The organism is Kribbella sp. DT2, assembly GCF_049844575.1.
GTDB lineage: Bacteria > Actinomycetota > Actinomycetes > Propionibacteriales > Kribbellaceae > Kribbella.
Map to the genome: position 1 here is coordinate 437,285 of NZ_JBNCLH010000004.1, position 19,817 is coordinate 457,101.

Sequence of the window (19,817 nt, forward strand, 5' to 3'; positions counted from 1 at the left end):
GGTGGCGATCATCAGACCCAGGACCGAGGCCGACTTCGTCAGCTGCGTCGCGCTGCTGCGGGACGTGCACGAGTCGGCCGGATACCCGGTCAACTGGCCGGACGACCCCAAAACCTGGCTGACGCCTCCGAGCGCGCTCGGCTGCTGGGTCGTGACCGTGGACGGCGAGGTCGCCGGGCACGTCGCGGTCGGCAAGAGCGACGGTGCGGCGATCGTCGAGCGCCTTTTCGTGGACCCGAAGCAGACCGGCCAGGGCCTCGGGCGGCAGCTGCTCGACCACGCCGCCCAGGTCGCCGGCGACCACGAGCTCGCCTTGACGCTCGAGGTCGCCGACAACTGCACCGCCGCGATCGCCCTGTACACGCGGGCCGGCTGGCGCGCAACAGGCCGTACGCCGATCGACTGGGGCGGCGATCAGGCCTCGGCCGTGATCAACTTCTCCGCGCCCTCGTCCTGATCGAGCGGGTTCGCGATCTCGTCCGACCGCATCCGCCCGAACCAGATCACCACGAACGACGCCAGCGCCGGCCCGACCCCGGCCACGATGAACACCGCGGTCACCCCGAACAGCGATCCCGCCGGGCCCGCGAGCGCCATCGACACCGGCATCAGCAGCAGCGAGACGAAGAAGTCGAGGCTGGAGATCCGCCCGCGCAGGTGGTCCGGGACGCGGCGCTGCAGCAGCGTCCCCCAGATCACCATCGCCGCCGAGCCGGTCGCGCCGACGACCGCGACGCTGACCATCATCACCCACAGGTGCTCGGCGAACCCCAGCACGACGAACGGCACCGCCCCGACGCCCCACATCAGCGTCATCACGGTCAGGTACCGCCGCGGCAGCTTCCGCGACGAGATCAGCAGCGCGCCGGCCGCCCCGCCGATCCCGAACGCCGCCATCACCAGCCCGAACTCCCGCGCGTCCCCGCCGAGCTGGTCGCGGATCGCGAACGGCATCAGCACCTCCAGCGGCCCGAGGATCAGCAGCACGAACACCGTCCCGAACAGCAGCGACGCCAGCAACCACCGCGTACGCCGTACGTAGCCCCAGCCTTCGCGCAGGTCCGCGGCCATCGCCCGGACGCCGGTCGGCGCGTCCTCGTCAGCCACGGCGACAGGTTCGTGCCGCAGGTTCATCGCCAGCACGCAGCCGGCCGAGAACAGGTACGTCAGCCCCGCGACCAGGATCGCGACGCCCGGCGAGATCGCGGCGATCACCAGACCGCCGATCACCGGACCGGTCGCCTGCTGCGCGAGCGGCCGCAGCGTGCCCTCGAGCCCGTTGGCCGCGAGCAGCTCGTCCGGCGGCAGCAGGCGCGGCACCAGCGCCGTGTACGCCGGGATCAGGAACGCCTCGCCCGCCCCGACGAGCACCGCGGCGGCCGTCAGGTGCCAGATCTCGAGGATCCCGATCAGCGCGAGCGCGGCGAGCCCGAGCAGCACCACCCCTCGTACGGTGTCGGCGGCGACGATCACCGCGCGCTGTGACAGCCGGTCGGCCGCGATCCCACCGAACAGGACGCAGACCACCAGGCCGATGCTGTACGCCGTGGTGACGACCGACAGCTGGACGGGACCGCCGCCCAGCTCGATCACCTGCCAGGCCAGCGCGACCAGCCACAGCCCGCTGCCGAGCAGCGCGACGGCGAGCCCGGTCCAGAGCAGCCGGTAGTCGCGGTGGCGCAACGGCCGTACTGCCTTCCAATCGACCCTACTCACGATGCACACCTCAAGAGTTGACAGCGAAACTGTTTGAACGGCACTTTACGCGTATCAACAGTTCACCTGTCAACCGTTTATCCGTATACTCGGTTCCATGGCAGCACAGCAGACGAGCACGGAACAGCTGGACGCGTGGCGGGCGCTCTACCGCGCCGACACGCTGCTGTTCGCGCACCTCGACCACGCCCTTCACCGGCTCGCCGACATGGCGTACTTCGAGCACGAGCTGCTCCGGGCGCTCGACGAGGCCGGCGGCAAGCTGCGGATGGCGCAGCTGGCGGAGACGATGATGATCTCCCGCAGCGGCGCGACCCGGCTGGTCACCAAGCTCGAGGACAAGGACGGCTGGGTGGTCCGGACGACGTCGCCGGCCGACCGCCGGGCGACCTGGGCCGAGCTCACCGCGAGCGGGCGGGAGGCGCTGAAGACTGCCCAACCCGTGGTCGATGCGGTGGTCGGGACGTTCTTCGCGGATCATGTTCCGAGTGAGGAGCTTCGACGGGCATCCACGATCCTGCACCGACTGGCCGACGCGAACCCCGACGACGCCGGCTTCGACTGCGGCATGTGAGCCGCCGGAGGTGGCGCGGTGAGCCAGTCCGACGAGCTGTACGCCGAACGGGTGCGGGCCCTCGAGCCCGTCCCCACCAGCCATCCCGCTGAACTGATCACCACCCTGTACGACGCCCAGCTCGGCAGCCGCCACGCCGACCTGGCCGCCCGCTGGCTCCAGTCCCAGGGCCACGGCTTCTACACGATCGGCTCCGCAGGCCACGAGGGCAACGCCGCCGTAGCCGCCGCCCTCCGCCCCACGGACCCGGCTCTGCTCCACTACCGCTCAGGAGCCTTCTACCTGGCAAGAGCCACCCAGGCGGCCGCCGAAGGCGAGAACACCGAGCGAGACCCGGGCGATGAAGCCCGGAGCGTCAAGGAGCAGCAGGGCGACCGCGCCGCGAACACCGGGGAGCAGCAGGGCGACCGCGCCGCGAACACCGGGGAGCACCGGGGCGACCGCGCCAGGAGCACCGGGGAGCAGCAGGGCGACCGCGCCGCGAACACCGGGGAGCACCGGGGCGACCGCGCCAGGAGCGCCGGGGAGCAGTGGGGGGACGGCGCCGGGAGCGCCGGCGGGCCGGGGGCGGACGGCCGGATCGTCGCCGCGCGCAGCGCAGGCGGGGCGGCGGGGCCCCTCCTCCCCCTCCCGTCCCCCGCCGCGCGCAGCGCGGTGGGGGACGCGCTGCGGGACATTCTCCTGGGCGTCGCCGCGGCGACTTCCGAGCCGATCTCCGGGGGGCGGCACAAGGTGTTCGGGCGGCATGATCTCGCGGTGATTCCGCAGACCTCGACGATCGCCTCGCACCTGCCGCGGGCGATGGGGGTGGCGTTCTCGATCGCGCGGGCGCACAAGCTCGGGGTCGCCTCGCCGTGGCCCGACGACGCGATCGTGGTGACCAGCTTCGGGGACGCCTCGGCGAACCACTCGACCGCGACCGGCGCGATCAACGCCGCCCTGCACGCGTCGTACCAGGGCATCCCGATGCCGCTGCTGCTGGTCTGCGAGGACAACGGGATCGGTATCAGCGTGCGCACCCCGGACGGCTGGATCAAGCAGGCCTACGGGCAGCGCCCCGGCCTGCGGTACTTCGATGCCGACGGCACCGATCTCGACGCGACCCTGACGATGGCGACCGAAGCGGCGACCTTCGTACGCCGCAACCGCCGCCCCGCGTTCCTCCGGCTCCGCACGGTCCGCCTGCTCGGCCACGCGGGCTCCGACGTCGAGGCGGCGTACCGGACGCCGGCCGAGATCATCGCCGACGAGGAGCTCGACCCGCTGCTCGGCACCGCCAGGCTCCTGCTCGGCACCGGCTGCTCACCGGCCGAGATCATCGACCGGTACGAGGCCAAGCGCGCCGAGGTGATGGCGATCGCCGAAAGCGTCGCCGGCCTCCCCCAACTCGCCTCCGCCGAAGCGGTCGTCGCACCGCTGCGCCTCGCGAAGGTCCCCGAGGACTCGCTCCCGAGCAACGTCCTCGGCGCGAGGAGCCCGGGCGCGAGCGACGCCACGAGCAGCCCTCGCTCGAGCGGAGCGACGAGCGCCGCGGCAGGCACCGAAGAACCCCTCACCCTCAGCCAGTCGATCAACCGCGCGCTCGGCGACGTCCTCACGGCGTACCCGGAGTCGATCGTGTTCGGCGAGGATGTCGGCCGCAAGGGCGGCGTCTACGGCGTGACCCGCGGCCTGCAGAGGTCCTTCGGCGCGGCCCGCGTCTTCGACACGCTGCTCGACGAGCAGTCGATCCTCGGCCTCGCGCTCGGCGCCGGCGTCTCCGGCCTGCTCCCGCTGCCGGAGATCCAGTACCTGGCCTACCTGCACAACGCCGAGGACCAGCTCCGCGGCGAGGCGGCGTCGCTCAAGTTCTTCTCCCAGGGCCAGTACCGCAACCCGATGGTCCTGCGCATCGCCGGCTACGGCTACCAGAAGGGCTTCGGCGGCCACTTCCACAACGACGACGCGATCGGCGTCCTGCGTGACATCCCCGGCCTCGTGATCGCCTCACCGTCCCGCCCGGACGACGCGGCTGCGATGCTGCACACCTGTACGGCGGCCGCCCGCCACGACGGCGCGGTCTGCGTCTACCTGGAGCCGATCGCGCTCTACCACCGCCGCGACCTGCACACGGACGGCGACGCCGGCTGGCTCGCGCCGTACTCCACCGAACATGTCCCGATCGGCACAGGCCGCACGTACGGCGACGGCACCGATCTCACGCTGGTCACCTTCGGCAACGGCGTCCCGATGAGCCTGCGCGTCGCCGATCGCGTGCCCGGCGTACGGGTGCTGGACCTGCGCTGGCTGGCACCGCTGCCGACCGAGGACCTCCTCCGCGAAGCCAACGCAACCGGCCGAGTCCTGGTCGTCGACGAAACCCGCCGCTCCGGCGGCGTCTCCGAAGGCGTCCTGGCCGCCCTCATCGACGCAGGCTTCACCGGCCGCATGGCCCGCGTCACCAGCGAGGACAGCTTCGTCCCGCTCGGAGCCGCCGCCCAGCACGTCCTGCTCAGCGAGGAGACCATCGAGAAGGCCACCCGGGAACTGCTCAGCTGAAAAGCCGCTGCCAGATGGATTTCTTCTTCGGCGCCGGCTCGTCGGGTACGACGGCCTGCCGGCGGGCGTCGCGGGCGGGCTGCGCCTCGACCCAGTCACGCAGGATCTGTTCCTCGTCGACCAGCCCGACCGGTACGACCACACCGGTGGTGTCGCGGATCTGGACCCGGATCCGGGCGTTCAGGTCCTGCAGGTAGTCGCGCACCTCGGACTCGCGGCGCATCGCGCCGACCTTCTCCGGGATCTGCGCCTTCTCCTTGCGCAGCTGGACCGACGGCGGCAGCAGCGCGTCGGTCTCGATGTTCTCCCGGCGGATGAGGTCCTTCACCCACCAGTCCGGGTCGTGCGCGGCGGCCAGCTTCAGCGGTTTGCCCGCACCGGGCAGCCCCTCGAAGTCGCCGCGCTGCTCGGCCTGCTTGATCTGGATCTCCACCCAGTCCTGGGTCGAGATCCCTGGCGGCTTGCGCTCGGTCATGTACCGCACCTCCCGTGGCTCGGGTCGCTGTACGCCCGGATCCTTGCCCGGGTCACCTCCACTAAATCATATTGTGAATCCCTTCACAAGCCTGGTTTCTCGGTCGGAGGCCACAGCTCCGGCAGCGGGATCGGCATCCGCCAGATCCGCAACCCCGGGTCCACCAGCCCGTTGCGAATCGCGACGTACCGCAGCAACCGCAGCGGCCCCGCGATCAGCACGAACGCCAGCGGCAGCTCGATCACCACCGCGCTGAGCACCGCCTGCAACTGGTCAGCGCCCGGATGGCTCGTCAGTACGTCGAACCACGCGTCGCACAGCAGCAGCACCCCGGACGCGAACGCCGTCGGGAACAGCAGCTGCCGCCGCCGGTAGCCGAAGATCCCGGTCAGCAGCAGCATGATCGTCAGGACGACGTCGAAGCCGACCCAGGTCGCCACCCAGTTGCGCGCCTCGTACCGCTCCGGCAGCGTGACCGCGAGGTAGACCGTCCACGGGATCAGCGCGGCCACGCACAGCAGGATCAGCACCAGCCGCCAGCGCCGGATCCGTTCCATCACCCGCCGCGCCGGCATCAGCCCGGCCGGCACCGGCGCCAGCCGCAGGATCAGCTCCCGCCGCTCCTGCGTGGACATCGCCGCGATCTGCTCATCGGTCACCCGCACGCCACTCACAGTGCATGCTCACATGGGACGATGGCAGACACCGAGAGCCGCGAGCGAGGAGACCCACCTGTGTCGTCCGCCATCCTGTCCGTCGTCGCCGGGAAACGCGTCCAGAACCCGCTCCGCACCACCCCCTCGACCAACCCGGCGAACACGGCCGACCTGGTCGGTGAGATCGGCCTCGCCGGTCCGGAGGTGTTCGTCGCGGCAGCACGAGCGGCCCGCGAGGCGCAGACCGGGTGGGCGGCGTTGCCGGCGCCGCAGCGTGGCCAGGTGATCGCGAACGTCGGCCGCCTGATGACGGCCAACAAGTCCCGCCTCGCGGCCCTGGTGACCCGCGAGATCGGCAAGCCGCTCGCGGAGGCGCTCGGCGAGGTGCAGGAGATCATCGACACCTGCGACTTCTTCCTCGGCGAGGGCCGCCGGCTGTACGGGCAGACCGTGCCGTCGGAGATGCCCGACAAGCAGCTGTTCACGTTCCGCCGCCCGGTCGGCGCGGTCGCGGTGATCTCGGCCGGCAACTTCCCGGTCGCGGTCCCGTCCTGGTACATCGTCCCGGCCCTGCTCTGCGGCAACACCGTGGTCTGGAAGCCCGCCGAGTACTCGGCGGTCGTCTCCGACGCGTTCTACGAGATCTTCGCGCACTCCGGCGTACCGGCCGGGGCCTTCAACGTCGTGCACGCCGACGGCCCGGACACCTTCGCCGGGCTCGAGCAGGCCCTGGTCGCCGGCCTGATCGACAAGGTCGGGTTCACCGGGTCGAGCGAGGTCGGCCGCCGGATCGGCGAGCTGTGCGGCCGGCACCTGCAGTCCCCGTGCCTGGAGCTCGGCGGCAAGAACCCGATGATCATCACCGAGAACGCCGATCTCGACCTGGCCGTCGAGGGCGCCCTGTTCTCCGGTTTCGGTACGGCGGGCCAGCGGTGCACCTCGCTCGGCACGGTCATCGTGCAGGAGGCCGTGCACTCCGACTTCGTCGAGCTGTTCGCCGCCGCGGTGTCCGCCGCGAAGATGGGCGACCCGACCCAGGACGTGCTGTTCGGGCCCTTGCTGGACGAGAAGTTCGCGGCCGGGTTCGAGAAGTCGCTCGGCTGGATCGGCGACCACCACCGGGTGCTCGGCAAGACCGGGCGCGTCACCGGCGACAACCCGCGGGACAACTTTGTCGGCGATCCGGCGGCCGGGCTGTTCTACCACCCGACGATCGTCGACGGCGTACTGCCGGACGACGAGCTGTTCCTGCAGGAGACGTTCGGCCCGGTCGTCGGCGTCACGACGTACGGCGACCTGCCGGAGGCGATTGCCCTGGGCAACAAGTCCGGCTACGGCCTGTCCAGCTCGATCTACACCACGAACCCGCAGCAGGCGTTCCAGTTCGCGCAGGGCATCTCGGCCGGGATGGTCAGCGTGAACAACTCGACCTCCGGCGCCGAGGCGCACCTGCCGTTCGGCGGCAACGGCAAGTCCGGCAACGGGTCGCGGCAGAGCGGCATCTGGGTGCTGGACCAGTTCACCCGCTGGCAGTCGCTGAACTGGGACTACTCGGGCAAGCTGCAGAAAGCGCAGATGGACACCGTCACGGTCGAGGCCGACTTCGGGTTCCTGCTGCCTTGAGCCCGACGACGCTGCCCGAGTCCGCCGACGTGGTGATCGTCGGCGGTGGTGTGATGGGGACCAGCATCGCGTTCCACCTGGCCGAGGCCGGCGTCCGACGGGTGCTGCTGCTCGAGCAGGACAGCCTCGGCGCCGGCTCGACCTCGAAGGCGGCCGGTGGCGTCCGGGCGAACTTCTCCGACGAGGTGAACGTCGCGCTCGGGGCCCGCAGCCTGCGGGCGTTCCAGGACTTCGCCGTACGGCCTGGGCAGGAGATCGATCTGCACCAGGTGGGCTACCTGTTCCTGCTGTCGACCGACGAGCAGGTCGCGTCGTTCGAGCAGAGCACCCGGCTGCAGAACGCCGCCGGTGGGCCGACCCGGATGATCTCCGTCGACGAGGCGGTCGCGCTGGCGCCGTTGATCTCGCCCGACGGGTTGGTCGGCGCGTGCTTCTCCCCCGACGCCGGGCACTGCTCGCCGGAGTCGGTCGTGCTCGGGTACGCGACGGCGGCGCGGCGACTCGGTGCGCAGCTCGTGACAGGCTGTGCGTTGACCGGGATCGATGTCGTGGGCAACAACATTCACGGCGTACGAACGACACTCGGGCCGGTCCGGACGTCGACGGTGATCTGCGCCGCCGGCGCGTGGTCCGCCGAGGTCGGCCAGTACGCCGGAGTCGAGCTGCCGGTGACGCCGCTGCGCCGGCAGATCGTCGTCACGGAAGCGGTCGAGGGGCTGCCCGACGACCTGCCGATGACGATCGACTTCGGCAGCACGTTCTACTTCCACCGCGAAGGACCTGGGCTGCTGGTAGGCATGTCGGACCCGGCCGAGCAGCCCGGCTTCCACCTCGACCGCTCGGACACCTGGCTGCCCGGGCTGACCGAGGCGATGGAGCGTCGCGTACCGAGCCTGCTCGACGTCGGCCTGACCGGCGGCTGGGCCGGCCTGTACGAGAACACACCCGACCACAACGCGCTGATCGGTGAGGCGGACGACGTGAGCCGATTCCTCTACGCCACAGGGTTTTCCGGGCACGGCTTCCTGCAGGGCCCGGCGGTCGGCGAGGTGATCCGGGATCTGTGGCTGGAACGCCCGCCGTTCGTCGACGTGTCCCCACTGCACGCCCGCCGCTTCCGCGACGCGGCGGCTCGCGCGGAATTCAACGTGGTCTGATGACGCTGCTGCTGAGGCGCTCCGACATCCTCGGGCTGCTCGACGTACCGGCCGTGCTGCGCACGCTGCGCGCCGGATTCACCGCCGACGTGGGGATCGAGCCGCACCGCGTGCGGACCGACCTGCCCGGACCCGGTACGGCGACCACGCTGCTGCCGGGCACGATTCCGGGCATTCCGGCGTACACGGTGAAGGTCAACGCGAAGTTCCCGCAGTCCTCTCCGGCGCTGCGTGGAGTGGTCTGCCTGCACGATGCGACCGACGGGACGCTGCTGGCGATCCTCGACTCGGCGACGATCACCGCCTGGCGGACCGGGCTCGCGGCGGCGCTGGCGACCGACGTACTGGCTGCGAAGACGGCGCGAACCGTCGGCATGGTCGGGACCGGCGCGCAGGCGGCGATGGTGGTCCGCGGTCTGCAGGCGTTGCGCGAGGTCGAGCATCTGGTCGGGTACGACGTCGATCCCGCGCGGGCCAAGGCGTTTGTCGCGGAGACGGGGATCCCGGGTGCGGTGGTCGACAGCGCGACCGGGGTCGCGGCGCGCGCGGAGATCGTCGTCCTGGCGACGTGGTCGCGCGAGCCGTTGCTGACCGCGGCCGACGTCCGGCCCGGGCGGCACTTCACGACGCTCGGCGCGGACGAGCCGGGCAAGATCGAGGTGGGCGCGGACCTGCTCGCCGGGGCTCGGGTGGTGGTCGACGACGTCCGCCTCGCGGCCACGATGGGGGCCGTGGGCAACGTTGGACTGGACGCGACGGCGATCGGCGCGACGCTCGGCGAGGTGCTCTCGAACACCAGGCCAGGCAGAGAGTTCGCCTCACAGGTGACGGTCTACGCGCCGGTCGGCCTGCCCTGGCAGGACCTGGCGATCGCCTGGCCGGTCTACCAGGCAGCCCAGGCGACCGGTGTCGGCAGGAGCATCGACTTTCTTAGTTGATGCAGCCTTAGCTGACCTTGTAGTCCAGCGAGACCAGACGGTCGTCGACCACCTCGGTGCCGAGAAGGGTCAGCTGCTGGTACGGCAGCCTGGTGTAGAGCGGCCCTTCGCCTTCGCGGCCGTGCATGGTCGGGAACACCATCACCCGCAGCCGATCCACCAACCCGGCGTCGAACAGACTGCGCACCAGCGACGGACTGCCCAGCGTGATCATCGGCAGGTCGTCGAGCTCCTTCAACGCCGGGACCGCGGTCTCCAGCGGTTCGTCGACGATCGTCGTGTTCGCCCAGGTCAACGGCTGCGTCAACGTCTTCGAGAACACGACCTTCGGCAGCTCGGCCATCCGCGCGAACGACGGGTCGTCGCCGTCCTGGACGATCTCCGCCATCATCCGGTACGACGTCGCGCCCATCACCAGGACGTGGTCCGCGGCCAGCTTCCGTTCGATCCACGCCTTCAGCCCCGGCCCGTCGTACCCCCAGTAGGCCGCCGACTGCGGGCCTCCGTCTCCGAACCCGTCCAGCGTGCTGACCATGTCCACGATCAACTCACGCACGGCTACTCCTTCACCAGTTGGGCAACGAGCGCGTCGAGCTGCTCCATGGAGGCGCGCAGGCCGGTCTCCATGCCGCCCTCGACGTACACGTCGCGGTCCTCGACGGTCGGGAACACCGTGCTCTGCCGCAGGGTGGTGACACCGTCGTTCTCGTCGAACGTGATCGTGTTCAGGTACACGACCCCCGGGTACAGGTCGAACTCGTAGGTCTGCACGATCCGCTCCGGGCTCGGCGTCCCGTGGTACAGCCCGTGGAAGGCGAACCCCTTGCCGTCGCTGTCGTAGTGCGTCCACCGCCAACGGCCGCCGTGACGCGGGTCGAGCTGGTTGACGGTGAGTGTGAGGCCGGCCGGTCCGAGCCAGCGGGCCACCAGGTCGGGCTCGGTGTACGCACGGAACAAGAGGTCGCGCGGGGCGCTGAACTCGCGGGTGATCAGTACGAGCGGTACGCCGGGGTCGGCGACGATCTGCATCAGGGTTGCTCCTTCAGCTCGTCGAGCAGTCCGTCGAGGCGGTCGAAGCTCTCGCCCCAGTAGGCGCGGTAGTCGACCAGCCACTCGGTCGCTGTCTTCAAAGGCGCCGCGTCGAGGTGGCTCAACCGCGGACGGCGCGTGCCGGGCCGGTCTTGGTGCTTTCAGCGGTCGGTGGGGGTGCTGCGCGGGTCGTCGGGGTCCTGCCAGTTGTCCGGGTCGCACCAGTCGGGGTCCCAGCCGCGCTGGCGGCAGTACTCGGCGAGGAGCTCTTCCCGCGTCATCGTGCGGGTCGGGGTGGTCCGCGGGGGCCGAGGCTTCTGCGGGACGGTGGTCGTCGTCTTCGTCGGCTTCGGGTCCCGCTCCTCGGTGTGCTCCGGGGCCCGGGTCGTGCGCGTCTTGGTCGGTACGACGGTCGGCTTGGTCGTCGGCTTCGGCGGCGGGGTCACGCTCGGACGCACACTCGGCGGCGGACCCGTCGGGGTCGGCGTCAGCGACGGCGTCGGGCTGCGGTCGTCGAGGATCGGCGCGGCCTGCGACGGCGGGGGCCCACTGTCGAACGTCGACAGTCCCCACAGAGCCAACACCAGCACAGCGGCGACACCGCCGGCTCCGGCGATCACCATCCGCCGCGGCGGACCGCCGTACAAGCCAACCGGGCCACGTACGGCGTTGCCCTTGCCGTCGACCCAGAAGTCCCAGTCCTCCGGCGCCGGAGGCCACGCCGGGTCCGGCCGCCACGTCTTGGGCGGCACCCAGCTCCGCCGAGGCGGCGTGGGCCAGTTCGGCGGTACCACGAACCGCTTCACGCAACCTCCACCTCGCCGACGAAAACCCGACCCAGGCTAATGGATCCGCCGACCCCCAGATACCCCGCCCAGGTCAGCTTTCCGTTAGGAACCCATCCACCCAACGACCCAAGCCCCCCAAAAGCTACTTCGCCTCTCAGCAATCCCTTGGTGATAGAAGCTGTGACTACAAGTCGAGCACCCACCGCGCGTCACCCGGCAGCTCCGGCGGACCCCACCGGTCATCGGGCCGCCAACTCGTCCACTGCGCCGCGAAAGGCCAGTCCCCGCGCCGGAAGGACTCCTCCGCCGCCCGCGCGTCCCGGTGGATCTGCTCGGCCTGCTCCTCGCTGAACAGACCGGCCGCCACCGCCGCCGCCAAGTCGTCCGCGTCCTTCACCGTCACCGAGCCATCGGGCTCGATCACCAGGTCGAGCTCATGGTCGCCGGTCCAGGTCGACTCGGCGTCACGCCGGTGCGGCAGCTCGAGATTCACGTACCAGCAGGAGAACTCGCCCTCGTCGTCCCAGAACAGCCAGACCGACCACGGCCTGCCGGTTGGCGCGATGAACAGCACGCCCGGCCCGCACCACGCCGTCCGTGCCTGGACGAGCTCGCACCGGAACCGCTCGTCCACGGCGATGTCGCGGATAGCTCGCCCGTCCGCCGGGTGCGGCATCAGGCGGGGCGTCCCGCTCGGGAGCCAAGCCACCAGCCCTCGCTTGTCGTCGCGGACCACGCGCACCGGGGTGGTCCCCCACGGCTGACCTCGTCGCCAGTGCGTCGGGCGGTCCTGCCAGAGGACCGTGTCCCCAGGGTTCCAGTACGGCGCCCTGCCTGCTGGACGGGAAGCGGTCGAGGCGTAGAGCATCCGGGCTACTTTCCGATCAGTTTCGCGGCTGAGTCGAGCATGTCCGTGGCGTAGCGTTCGCTGAAGCCTGCGGCGAAGCCGGTGACGGCGAAGACTGCTACCGAGGCGGGGGTGCCTACGGCGGAGCCGCCGGCGAGGATGCCGGCCAGGAGGGTGAAGTAGGCGAGGGAGCCGAAGATCGCGCCGACGCCTGGGCGGAAGGCGCCGAGCAGGGTGCGGTGCCAGCGGGAAGCGCTGTGGTCGATGACCAGTGAGCCCTTGGCCATGCGCTGGATGACGCTGATGGTCGCGCCGAGCGCGGACATGACGACGGCGGCGACCAACGCCGAGGGCACCAGCGCGCTGCGCCACCAGGCGTTCGCGGCCACGCCCAGCAGGATCACCAAGAGGAACGTCGGGACGATGCCGGCCAGCACGCCCTGGAAGTACTCGAGGCGGGCCTGCCGTTGCAGCAGTACGTCGACGCGCGCCTTCACGACCAGGACCTCGTTCTTCGCGGCCGCGACCGCGGTGGCGATCTCCCCCTCGGGAGCGTCGCTCGCGACCAGGTCCGCGGCGACCATCACGCGGGTCAGCCCGGAGTACGCGTGGTCGGTCGCCTCCTCGAGCTGCTGGACGACGTGCTTGCCGCGCAGCCCGTAGCCTGCTTCCTTCGCGATCACCTTGCAGGCGATCTCCTCGTCGACCAGCTCGGGCGGCGGCGAGTTGAGGATCGAGTAGACCATCCGGTCCTTGGCCAGCAGGCAACCGCCGACGACGGCCGTGCAGTAGTACTCCTTCTCGATCCCGCCGTGCAGCTCGGCGAACTGCGCCGACAGCGCCGGGATCAGCCAGAAGCCCGCCGTACTGGCGACTTGCTCCGTCGAGGCCGCCAGCTGGTGCGCCTGCACGAGGTGCCGAAACGTCGCTGGTCCGTGCGTCGCCGCCTGGTAGAGATCCGGGTACTGCGCGGCCGCCTGCTCACCGGGCGTCGTCGTCATGCGCAGAGCGTACGGCGTGAATCAGCCGCGCGGTGGCCCGCTGGTGTCGCGGACCTGAAGCCTCATCGGCAAGTACGTCGGCTCGGCGTCGTCGCCGTTCACCAGCAGCTGTTCGAGCAGCTCACCGGCCCTCCGCCCGAGCTCGTCGCGCGGCACCGAGACCGTGGTCAGGTTGGAGTGCGCGACCCGCTCCAGCGAGATGTCGTCGAACCCCACCACCGAGTACGCCGCCGGCACCTCGACCCCGAGCTCCCGCATCCGCGCCAGCGCCCCCAACGCGACCAGGTCGTTGTAGCCCAGGATCGCCGTCACGTCCCCGGACAGCACAGCAGACACCGCGTCGTACCCGGCCTCGCTCGTCGCCCCGCACTCGACCAGCTCGACCTCCAACCCGAACGCCCGCGCCGAGTCGAAGGCCCGCAACCGCTCAGCGTTGGCCCACGAAGCCGACGGCCCACTCAAGTACGCCGCCCGCCGGTGCCCGAGCTGCGCCAGGTGCCCGCAGACCTGCGTCATCCCGCCGTGGAAGTCGACGGAGATCGACGGCACCGCCAGCCCCGGCACGATCCGGTTGAACAGCACCATCGGGTGCTTCCGCGCGGCCAGCTCGGCCAGCTCCGCGCGCGGCATCCGCGGCGAGCACAGCAGTACGCCGTCGCAGCAGCGCATCAGGTCCTCGACCAGGTCGTGCTCGACCGCGGGGTCCTCGTCGGACTCCATCACCATCATCCGGCGCCCGTGCGAGCGCGCCACCGCGGAGACCGCCTTCAGAACGTCCGGAAAATAGGGGTTCGCCAGGTCCGGGACCAGTACGCCGATCGTGCCCCACTCCCCGCGCGCCAGTCCCTGCGCGGCCGCGTTCGGCCGGTACCCGAGCGAGGCGACCGCCGCGTGCACCCGGTCGACCAGCGACGAGTCCACCCGCGCGGTCCCGTTGAGCACCCGGGAGACGGTCGCGGCGGAGACGCCCGCCGCCGTGCTCACGTCGCTGATCGTGACGCGCGGCGCCCGGCCCGAGCGGTTCGGCACGGCGGTCCTCCCTCGACGAGAAAGCGCTTGCACGCAAGGCCACAGGCTAACCGCCGCGCCCGCTCAGCGGAATGCTCCGACCGATCTGAAATCGCTTTCAGACGACCTCTTGCCAGCGCGGCAGCCGAGGACTACCGTCGATCGGCAAGCGCTTACCGAAGTTCTCGAAGGGTGATTCCATGCAGCTGGACCGTCTCTCGTCCTTCCCGGTGACGGCGTTCGACGCCGCCGGCGAGCTGGCCCTCGGGCCGTACCGCGAGCACCTGCGGCACCAGATCGACGCCGGCCCGGCCGCGATCTTCGCCTGCTGCGGCACCGGCGAGTTCTTCTCGCTCACCCTCGACGAGTACGCCGAAGCAGTCCGCGCAGCCGTGGCCGAGACCGCCGGCGCGCTCCCCGTCTTCGCGGGCACCGGCTACGGCACCGCAATGGCCAAGCAGTACGCCGCCGCAGCGCGCGAGGCTGGTGCGGACGGCCTGCTCGTGCTTCCGCCGTACCTGATCAAGCCTTCGCAGCAGGGTCTGCTCGACCACTTCCGCGCACTCGCGGCGTCGACCGACCTGCCGCTGATCGCGTACCAGCGCGACAACGCCGTCTTCACCCCGGACTCGGTCGCCGAGCTGGCCCGGATCCCGAGCGTGCAGGGCTTCAAGGACGGCATCGGCGATCTCGACCTGCTGCAGCGGATGATGGCCGTCGCGCCGGACCTGACCTACTTCAACGGGCTCCCGACCGCCGAGGTGACTGCCCGCTCGTACGCCGCGATCGGCGTCAAGGCGTACTCCTCGGCCGTGCACTGCTTCGCGCCGGAGATCGCCCACGCCTACGAGGCCGGTCTCGACGAGCTCCTCACCGAGTTCTACCTGCCGCTGGTGAAGCTCCGCGACCAGGGCGCCGGGTACGCCGTCTCGCTGGTCAAGGCCGCCGTACGGCGTCGCGGCGTCGACGTCGGACCGGTGCGCTCGCCGTTGACCGACCCGTTGCCGGAGCACCTGGAAGAACTCGACCAGATCATCGAGCAGGGACTGACCGTCGTCCGGAAGGCCGCCGCATGAAGATCACCGACGTCAACCTCACCCCGATCGCGATGAAGGACCCGCCGCTGCGCAACATCCACGGCGTGCACCAGCCGTACGCGCTGCGCACGATCCTCCAGGTGCACACCGACGAGGGCCTGACCGGTCTCGGCGAGACGTACGGCGACCTGGCGATCCTCTCCGCGCTGCGCAAGGTCGCACCCCGGCTCACCGGCCTCGACGTGCTCGACCTCAACGGACTTGAGCGGATCATCCGCGAGACGCTCGGCGCGAGCGCGGGACTGGCGACGCACGGGCTGGTCGGCGAGGCGAGCGACGAGAAGACTGTGATGACGGTGCTCTCGGCGTTCGAGATCCCGTGCTGGGACCTGCAGGGCAAGGCGCTCGGACGGCCGGTCGTCGACCTGCTCGGCGGCAAGGTCCGCGACGCGGTCCCGTACAGCGGCTACCTGTTCTTCAAGCCGGCCGCGCACACACCGTTGCCGGACTACCCGACCGACGCCTGGGGCGAGGCGACCGACGCCTGGGGCGAGGCGATGGATGCCGAGGGCATCGTCGCGCAGGCCCGCAAGATGGTCGACGGCTGGGGCTTCAAGTCGCTCAAGCTGAAGGGCGGCGTCCTGCCGCCGCAGGACGAGGCCGACGCGATCCTCGCCCTGCGCGACGAGTTCCCGAACCATCCGCTCCGGCTCGACCCGAACGCCGGGTGGACCGTCGAGACCAGCATTGCCGTCGGCAAGAAACTCGACGGCGTGCTGGAGTACCTCGAGGACCCGACCGGTGGGATCGACGGGATGGCCGCGGTCGCTCGCGAGGTTTCGATGCCACTGGCAACCAACATGTGTGTGACAGAGTTCGGGCACGTGAAGCCCGCGGTGCTGGTCGACGCGGTCCAGGTGATCCTGTCCGACCACCACTTCTGGGGCGGGCTGCGGCGGTCGCGCGAGCTGGCGGGGATCTGCCGGACCTTCGGGATCGGCCTGTCGATGCACTCGAACTCGCACCTCGGGATCAGCCTGGCCGCGATGACCCACCTGGCCGGCGCGACGCCCGAGCTGACCTACGACTGCGACACCCACTACCCGTACCTGGTCGAGGACGTGGTCCAGAAGGGCGTACTGAGCTTCACCGACGGCGCGGTCAAGGTCCCGGACGGACCCGGCCTCGGGGTCGAGCTCGACCTCGACTCGCTGGCACGACTGGCCGAGCAGTACGAGAAGTGCGGGTTCGACACCCGCGACGACATCACGCCGATGCGTGCGGTCCAGCCGGACTGGGACCCGGTGATCCCGCGGTGGTGAGGCACGGCGCGTTCGCCTACACGTGGGACCTCGTCGGCGATCCGGCCGGCGCCGAGCGGATCGCCTCGCTCGGGGTGGACACGGTGACGCTGCAGGCGGCGTACCACTCGGTGCGGGCGACGACCGCCTGGCACCCGCGGCACCGCGTCGTCCACGCCGAGCACGCGGCGGCGTACTTCCGGCTGCGGCCGGAGCGTTGGAGCGGGCGGCTTCGTCCGCCGGCGCCGACCTGGGCGGTCGAGGACGAAGACCGCTTCGGTACGGCGTACAACGCGCTGACCGCCGCCGGGCTGCGGACCGAGGCCTGGATGGTGCTCACGCACTCGTCGATCCTCGGCCGCTCCGCACCGGATCTCACCGTGCGCAACGCGTACGGTGAACGGTTCGCGCACGCGCTCTGCCCGGCGCAGCCCGACGTGCGCGAGTACGCGCTGACGCTGGTCCGCGAGGTCTGCGACCAGTACGACGTACCGGCGCTGATGCTGGAGGCGTGCGGCTGGCTCGGCTTCGACCACCTGAGCGCGCACGAGAAGACGAGCGGTGCGGACCTGTCGCCGTGTGCGCGGGATCTGCTGTCGATCTGTGTGTGTTCCGTCTGCGCCGACGTGCTGCCGGTCGACGAGCTTTCCGCACGCATCCGGATGCTGCTCGATCGCGAGCTGCAGCACGGCGTACTTGCCGGTGACAACCTGATCGATGCTCTGGGCCCGCAGCTGGCCCGGGCTGTCGCCAACCATCGCACCGCGGTGATCAGCGGACTGGTCGACGACATCGCCGCACTTGCGGGCGATCGGGACATCTTGCTGATGGCAACCGATGATCCGCAGGTCACCGGGCCCGACGTCGGGCTCGACCTCGCCGCGGCTTCCCCGACGGCGTACACGCTGAAGTGCTGGGACGAGCCGGAGCCTGCGATCGGCCGGCTCAAGGCGGCCGCGGCGCGCACCGACGTACCGTTGGTTGCCAACGTCAACGCTCTCGGCGAGCGGCCCGGCGACCTGCCGTCACTCGTCGGCCGTTTGGTGTCGGCGGGTGCCGAGCAGGTGCGCTACTACCACGCCGGCCTGGCCTCGCCGGCCCGTCAGGCGGCGATCCGCGCCGCCGTCCAGGAGGTGAAGTGATGCTCAACGGCTTGTACGTGATGGATCTGGCCCGGTTCCCCGACGTGTACGGCGAGGAGGAGCGCGCGGCGCTCGAGAAGCACCTCGAGATCACCGCGCCGCCGCTGACACCCGCCGATCTCACCCCTGAACTGCTAGCCGACGTCGACGTCCTCGTCACCTCCTGGGGCGGACCACAACTCACCTCCGAGGTCCTTGCCTCCGCGCCCCGGCTGAAGCTCGTCCTGTACGGCGCGGGATCGGTCCGCGCGATCGTCACTCCGGAGTCGTGGGCCCGAGGCGTCCGCGTCACGACGGCCAACGAGGTGATCGCCGCGTCGGTCGCCGAGTTCACGCTCGCGCAGGTGCTCTACGCGCTGAAGCACGGCTGGCGCTACGTGCTCGGCTCGCGCGCCCGGGGCGAATCGTTGCCGCGCGCCACCAACGAACCCGGCGCGAACGGTTCCGTCGTCGGCCTGATGTCCCTCGGCGCGACCGGCCGCGCGACGGCCCGTCTGCTGTCCCGGCACGACGTGGTTCTCCAGACGTACGACCCGTACGTCGACCCCGCCGTCGCCGCGTCGCTGGGTGTCCGTCAGGTCTCCCTCGAAGAACTCTTCAGCACCTCGGACGTGGTGAGCCTGCACGCCCCGGTCCTGCCCGCGACCCGGAAGGTCGTCGGCACCGACCTGCTCCGCTCGATGAAGCCCGACGCGACGCTGATCAACACCGCCCGCGGCGCGCTGATCGACGAGGACGCGCTGATCGCCGTACTCCAGGAACGTCCGGACCTGTTCGCCGTCCTCGACGTCACCGACCCCGAACCGCCGCTGCCGGGATCGCCGCTCTTCACGCTCCCCAACGTCGTTGTCACCCCGCACCTGGCCGGAACCCTCAACACCGAGCGCCGCCGGCACGGGCGACTGATGGCCGAAGAGCTTGCCCGGTACGTCGCCGGAGAGCCCTTGCAGCACGAGGCCTTCGAGTCGGCCCAGGCGAGATCCGCGTGACCACCCTGACGATCGTTCCGCCCCATCGAGAGGGCGAGGCCGGCTGGGCCCATCGCCTGACGGCGGACGTCCCTGGCCTGACCGTTCTCAGTCCAGATCCCTCACAGGTAGAGGACGCACTGCGCACCGCCGATGCCGCCTACGGTGTCCTCCCTGCCGACCTCCTCGCCGCGGCGCCCCACCTCCGCTGGTTGCAGGCCCCACAGGCCGGGCCACCACCGGGCTTCTACTACCCCGAGCTCGTCGCGCACCCGCTCGTCGTCACCAACATGCGCGCGACGTACACCGACCACGTCGCCGAACACACGCTCGCGCTGATCTTGTCGTTGACCCGCGGCCTGCCGCGCTACGTCCAGGACCAGACCCGCGCGCGATGGAACCCCGACTGGGATCCCAAGGCGGTCGTGCCGTTGTCCGAGGCAACCGCCTTGGTGATCGGCGTCGGCGCGGTCGGCGCTGAGATCGGCCGGTTGCTCGCAGCCTTCGGTACCACGGTGACCGGCGTCGACGCCCGTCGGACAGAGGCCCCTGGCTTCAGCGCGGTGCAGCCGGTCGAGACGCTGGACCAGCAGCTGGCCGACGCCGACCTGGTGGTCCTGACCGTGCCCCACACTCCGACCACCGAAGGCATGGTCGACGCGCGATTCCTCGAGCAGTGCAAGCGATCCGCGTTCTTCGTCAACGTCGGCCGCGGTCCGACCGTCCGGCTCGACGATCTCGACGCCGCGCTCGCGGCCGGAGAGCTTCGCGGCGCCGCGCTCGATGTCTACGAGACCGAGCCGCTGCCCGCCGATCACTCGCTCTGGCACCGGCCGAACGTCCTGCTCACCCCGCACGTCGCCGGAGCCGGGCCGCACGCGACCGAGCGCCGGTACGCCGTACTGGTGGAGAACTGCCGGCGCTTCCTTGCCGGTGACGAGCTGATCAACGTCGTGGACAAGTCCCAGTGGTTCTGACCCGGAGGTTCTGTACCGCCTCATAAACCGCCCCGAAGAAGG

General features: G+C 70.7%; 20 protein-coding genes. 11 read left to right on the forward strand and 9 right to left on the reverse strand.

Features of this window, described 5'->3' with window-relative positions; translation table 11 throughout:
* Position 1: 1 nt before the first annotated feature.
* Positions 2–457 (forward strand): GNAT family N-acetyltransferase, encoded by a 456-nt coding sequence (locus ACLQ2O_RS20105; RefSeq protein WP_425833516.1) that lies wholly within the window; start codon positions 2–4, stop codon positions 455–457.
* Here ACLQ2O_RS20105 and ACLQ2O_RS20110 read toward each other — a convergent pair.
* Positions 415–1,716, reverse strand: a complete 1,302-nt coding sequence (locus ACLQ2O_RS20110; RefSeq protein ID WP_425833518.1) for an MFS transporter — start codon at positions 1,714–1,716, stop codon at positions 415–417. The genes ACLQ2O_RS20105 and ACLQ2O_RS20110 overlap by 43 nt on opposite strands.
* Before the next feature lie 97 nt (positions 1,717–1,813).
* Between ACLQ2O_RS20110 and ACLQ2O_RS20115 the strand changes: the two genes are divergently transcribed.
* Both ACLQ2O_RS20115 and ACLQ2O_RS20120 read left to right on the forward strand, forming a co-directional pair.
* Positions 1,814–2,290: a MarR family winged helix-turn-helix transcriptional regulator gene (locus ACLQ2O_RS20115; RefSeq protein ID WP_425833520.1), complete on the forward strand. Its 477-nt coding sequence runs from the start codon at positions 1,814–1,816 to the stop codon at positions 2,288–2,290.
* An 18-nt stretch (positions 2,291–2,308) separates the two neighbouring features.
* Positions 2,309–4,828: a thiamine pyrophosphate-dependent enzyme gene (locus tag ACLQ2O_RS20120; protein ID WP_425833522.1), complete on the forward strand. Its 2,520-nt coding sequence runs from the start codon at positions 2,309–2,311 to the stop codon at positions 4,826–4,828.
* On the opposite strand, the gene ACLQ2O_RS20125 is transcribed toward ACLQ2O_RS20120, so the two are convergent.
* Entirely contained in the window at positions 4,821–5,303 is a 483-nt protein-coding gene (locus tag ACLQ2O_RS20125) for a DUF1992 domain-containing protein (protein ID WP_425833524.1), read from the reverse strand. The two genes, ACLQ2O_RS20120 and ACLQ2O_RS20125, sit on opposite strands and share 8 nt — an antisense overlap.
* A gap of 83 nt (positions 5,304–5,386) precedes the next feature.
* Positions 5,387–5,968, reverse strand: a complete 582-nt coding sequence (locus ACLQ2O_RS20130; protein ID WP_425833526.1) for a hypothetical protein — start codon at positions 5,966–5,968, stop codon at positions 5,387–5,389.
* Positions 5,969–6,037: 69 nt separating this feature from the next.
* On the opposite strand from ACLQ2O_RS20130, the gene ACLQ2O_RS20135 reads away from it, so the two are divergent.
* From ACLQ2O_RS20135 to ACLQ2O_RS20145, 3 genes are read left to right on the forward strand one after another with little or no spacing between them, the layout of a single operon-like run.
* Positions 6,038–7,582 carry an aldehyde dehydrogenase family protein gene (locus ACLQ2O_RS20135; protein WP_425833528.1) on the forward strand — a complete coding sequence of 515 codons (1,545 nt, stop codon included), beginning with the start codon at positions 6,038–6,040 and terminating at the stop codon, positions 7,580–7,582.
* The gene (locus ACLQ2O_RS20140; RefSeq protein ID WP_425833530.1) at positions 7,579–8,739 is read left to right on the forward strand and encodes an NAD(P)/FAD-dependent oxidoreductase; all 1,161 of its coding nucleotides are present in this window, start codon (positions 7,579–7,581) and stop codon (positions 8,737–8,739) included. The genes ACLQ2O_RS20135 and ACLQ2O_RS20140 overlap by 4 nt, the downstream gene beginning before the upstream one ends.
* Positions 8,739–9,677 carry an ornithine cyclodeaminase family protein gene (locus tag ACLQ2O_RS20145; protein ID WP_425833532.1) on the forward strand — a complete coding sequence of 313 codons (939 nt, stop codon included), beginning with the start codon at positions 8,739–8,741 and terminating at the stop codon, positions 9,675–9,677. Before ACLQ2O_RS20140 ends, ACLQ2O_RS20145 begins: the two co-directional genes overlap by 1 nt.
* A 7-nt stretch (positions 9,678–9,684) precedes the next feature.
* On the opposite strand, the gene ACLQ2O_RS20150 is transcribed toward ACLQ2O_RS20145, so the two are convergent.
* The 6 genes from ACLQ2O_RS20150 to ACLQ2O_RS20175 all read right to left on the reverse strand — a co-directional run bounded on the left by ACLQ2O_RS20150 (position 9,685) and on the right by ACLQ2O_RS20175 (position 14,371).
* A complete protein-coding gene (locus ACLQ2O_RS20150; protein WP_425833534.1) occupies positions 9,685–10,233 on the reverse strand; it encodes a dihydrofolate reductase family protein in 549 nt (182 codons plus the stop codon).
* Between the two features lie 2 nt (positions 10,234–10,235).
* Positions 10,236–10,706 (reverse strand): SRPBCC family protein, encoded by a 471-nt coding sequence (locus tag ACLQ2O_RS20155; protein ID WP_425833536.1) that lies wholly within the window; start codon positions 10,704–10,706, stop codon positions 10,236–10,238.
* Positions 10,707–10,867: 161 nt separating this feature from the next.
* On the reverse strand, positions 10,868–11,512 hold the full coding sequence (locus ACLQ2O_RS20160; protein ID WP_425833538.1) for a hypothetical protein: 645 nt from the start codon (positions 11,510–11,512) through the stop codon (positions 10,868–10,870).
* A gap of 166 nt (positions 11,513–11,678) precedes the next feature.
* A complete protein-coding gene (locus ACLQ2O_RS20165) occupies positions 11,679–12,362 on the reverse strand; it encodes a DUF402 domain-containing protein (RefSeq protein ID WP_425833539.1) in 684 nt (227 codons plus the stop codon).
* Positions 12,363–12,367: 5 nt separating this feature from the next.
* The gene (locus tag ACLQ2O_RS20170; protein ID WP_425833541.1) at positions 12,368–13,342 is read right to left on the reverse strand and encodes a hypothetical protein; all 975 of its coding nucleotides are present in this window, start codon (positions 13,340–13,342) and stop codon (positions 12,368–12,370) included.
* A gap of 21 nt (positions 13,343–13,363) precedes the next feature.
* Positions 13,364–14,371 carry a LacI family DNA-binding transcriptional regulator gene (locus ACLQ2O_RS20175; protein ID WP_425833543.1) on the reverse strand — a complete coding sequence of 336 codons (1,008 nt, stop codon included), beginning with the start codon at positions 14,369–14,371 and terminating at the stop codon, positions 13,364–13,366.
* Positions 14,372–14,550: 179 nt separating this feature from the next.
* Here ACLQ2O_RS20175 and ACLQ2O_RS20180 point away from each other — a divergent pair, with 179 nt between their 5' ends.
* The 5 genes from ACLQ2O_RS20180 to ACLQ2O_RS20200 are packed head-to-tail and all read left to right on the forward strand — an operon-like array spanning position 14,551 to position 19,775.
* Positions 14,551–15,426: a 5-dehydro-4-deoxyglucarate dehydratase gene (locus ACLQ2O_RS20180; protein WP_425833545.1), complete on the forward strand. Its 876-nt coding sequence runs from the start codon at positions 14,551–14,553 to the stop codon at positions 15,424–15,426.
* Positions 15,423–16,709 (forward strand): glucarate dehydratase family protein, encoded by a 1,287-nt coding sequence (locus tag ACLQ2O_RS20185; RefSeq protein ID WP_425833547.1) that lies wholly within the window; start codon positions 15,423–15,425, stop codon positions 16,707–16,709. Before ACLQ2O_RS20180 ends, ACLQ2O_RS20185 begins: the two co-directional genes overlap by 4 nt.
* On the forward strand, positions 16,703–17,830 hold the full coding sequence (locus tag ACLQ2O_RS20190; protein WP_425833549.1) for a hypothetical protein: 1,128 nt from the start codon (positions 16,703–16,705) through the stop codon (positions 17,828–17,830). Before ACLQ2O_RS20185 ends, ACLQ2O_RS20190 begins: the two co-directional genes overlap by 7 nt.
* Positions 17,830–18,819 carry a hydroxyacid dehydrogenase gene (locus ACLQ2O_RS20195; protein WP_425833551.1) on the forward strand — a complete coding sequence of 330 codons (990 nt, stop codon included), beginning with the start codon at positions 17,830–17,832 and terminating at the stop codon, positions 18,817–18,819. Before ACLQ2O_RS20190 ends, ACLQ2O_RS20195 begins: the two co-directional genes overlap by 1 nt.
* Positions 18,816–19,775 (forward strand): D-2-hydroxyacid dehydrogenase, encoded by a 960-nt coding sequence (locus tag ACLQ2O_RS20200; RefSeq protein WP_425833553.1) that lies wholly within the window; start codon positions 18,816–18,818, stop codon positions 19,773–19,775. The genes ACLQ2O_RS20195 and ACLQ2O_RS20200 overlap by 4 nt, the downstream gene beginning before the upstream one ends.
* Positions 19,776–19,817 lie beyond the last annotated feature (42 nt).